The organism is Amycolatopsis sp. NPDC003676 (genome assembly GCF_053587275.1).
Map to the genome: position 1 here is coordinate 1 of NZ_JBSFNS010000259.1, position 1,781 is coordinate 1,781.

Genomic DNA, 1,781 nt, shown 5'->3' on the forward strand with positions numbered 1-1,781 from the left:
AGGCACGAACGAGAAGTCAGTCAACTCGTTGTTCAACAGGAACCCACGCCCGGGCACCACAATCCCACTACCACCCTCCTGCTCGATAGTAAGGGCCTGCGACCTGTGCCCGGCAGCCGAGGCCCCGGAGCACTCCGGCGAGGTCCGCATCCCCGGCGCCCCGGGCACCGCCTACGCCGCCCCATCCATGATCCGGCACTACATCACCACCCACGCCTACCGCCCACCCCAGTCCTTCATCGACGCCGTCCTAGCCATCGACCTCACCACCTGGCCCACCGCCCGCTGGCCCGACCTCCCCTTCCCCTGGATCCCCGACAACGCCGAACGCCAGCTCGACTAGCCATCCCCAGCTTTGCTTCCCCGTACCCCCCGCACGCTATACTCGGCACGGTCGAACCGGGCCCAACCCGACCCCGACCAACCCCGCCTTCGTAGCTCAGGGGATAGAGCACCGCTCTCCTAAAGCGGGTGTCGCAGGTTCGAATCCTGCCGAGGGCACAACCTGCGCAGAATTTTCCACAGTTCAACCGGTCGGCCGACGGCCTAGAGGTTCATGGTCAGTGCCACGATGGCGAAACCGCCGCCGACGGCCAGGATGTCTTCGGCCAAGGCGACCGGGAAGTCGCGGCCGCCGGTTCGCTCGACCAGGAGTCGTCGTGCGCGGAATCCGGCCAGGGTGCCGATGACCGCGCCGATCACGCCGCAGATCAGCGCGACGAAGGTGTCGTTCCAGCCGGCACCGATGACGGCGCCGGCGAACGCGCCGGTGGCGATCCGGGCCAGGAATTGTGGGGGCACCGTGCGGGGTGGGGTCGACGGGAGTTGATCGGTGATCAACTCGAGCACCAGCAGGATGGTCAGCACGGTCACGGTGATCCAGTGCGCGGTCCAGTCGGCCCAGGTGCCCGCCACCGGTAGCCAGCCCAGCCAGGCGCCCCAGGCCACCACCGCGGGCGCGGTCATCGCCCGCAGACCCGCGACCACACCGATGAGCAGGGCGAACAGCAATACCAGCGCGTGTGTCACGGAGCCTCCGTCCCGTTGGCGCGATACCGAACGTGTCATCGATTCCTGCTTGAAAGATACCCGCCCGACCGTGCCGAACTCAGCTCCCGCTGCGGCGCTGGGTCAGCCGAGGCGGTAGGCCAGGGTCGCCGCGAGGGTGACGACGGTCAGTGTCAGGAAGGCGGAGACGGGGCCCAGCGCGTAGTCGCGGACGCGGAGGTGGGCGATGACGGCGCCGAGGAAGTACAGGACCAGGCAGGTCGAGGCGGCGATGCCGAGGACCGGAAAGGTGAGGCCGGCGAGCAGGCCGAGGGCGCCCGCGCCGAGGAGGGTGCCCATGACGGGAATCCAGGACTGGGGCACCTGGACCACCTTCGCCGCGGCGACCGGGATGGGGTGGCGGGCATAGTTCATCCAGCATCCGACGGCGGCGGCGCTCGCGGTGAGCAGCGTGCAGACGAGGTAGGCGGCGAACATAGGACCTCTCCTTCGGTGGTGCGAAAACGGTTCGGCCGGAGAAGCACTCGGCGGGCTACGGCGCGCCGACCGCGCGGACGAACGCCTCGGCGAGTTCCTTGGCGATCGGCTCGAAGTCGGCCGCGGACAGCGGCTGACGATTCACGATGTGGGCCATGTTGAACAGCACGATCGGGCCAGCGAACAGGCTCAGCAGCACCGACGGTGACAGGGGCCGGATCCGGCCGGACTCCAGGAACGGGCGCCGTTCGCCGAACGCCTCGGCCAGGTCACCGACCTGCGGCAGCTTCTCGCGC

The 1,781-nt window shown here is 68.9% G+C and carries 4 protein-coding genes, 1 tRNA gene and 1 pseudogene; 2 read left to right on the forward strand and 4 right to left on the reverse strand.

The annotated features are described in order from the left end of the window. Positions 1 to 93: pseudogene (locus ACWDNU_RS45430) on the reverse strand (gamma-glutamyltransferase); the annotation flags it as partial. Positions 94 to 103: 10 nt separating this feature from the next. Between ACWDNU_RS45430 and ACWDNU_RS45435 the strand changes: the two are divergent. Both ACWDNU_RS45435 and ACWDNU_RS45440 read left to right on the forward strand, forming a co-directional pair. Beyond that, positions 104 to 343, forward strand: a complete 240-nt coding sequence (locus ACWDNU_RS45435) for a DUF7919 family protein (protein ID WP_449673397.1) — start codon at positions 104 to 106, stop codon at positions 341 to 343. Between the two features lie 85 nt (positions 344 to 428). Then, a tRNA-Arg gene (locus tag ACWDNU_RS45440) sits at positions 429 to 501 on the forward strand. Between the two features lie 45 nt (positions 502 to 546). Here ACWDNU_RS45440 and ACWDNU_RS45445 read toward each other — a convergent pair. The 3 genes from ACWDNU_RS45445 to ACWDNU_RS45455 all read right to left on the reverse strand — a co-directional run. Further along, on the reverse strand, positions 547 to 1,029 hold the full coding sequence (locus ACWDNU_RS45445) for a DUF4126 domain-containing protein (protein ID WP_355271185.1): 483 nt from the start codon (positions 1,027 to 1,029) through the stop codon (positions 547 to 549). 102 nt (positions 1,030 to 1,131) lie between these two features. Beyond that, a complete protein-coding gene (locus tag ACWDNU_RS45450; RefSeq protein WP_355271183.1) occupies positions 1,132 to 1,485 on the reverse strand; it encodes a DoxX family protein in 354 nt (117 codons plus the stop codon). 55 nt (positions 1,486 to 1,540) lie between these two features. Next, positions 1,541 to 1,781: hypothetical protein (locus ACWDNU_RS45455; protein ID WP_449673396.1), on the reverse strand; the 241-nt coding region annotated here is incomplete at its 5' end.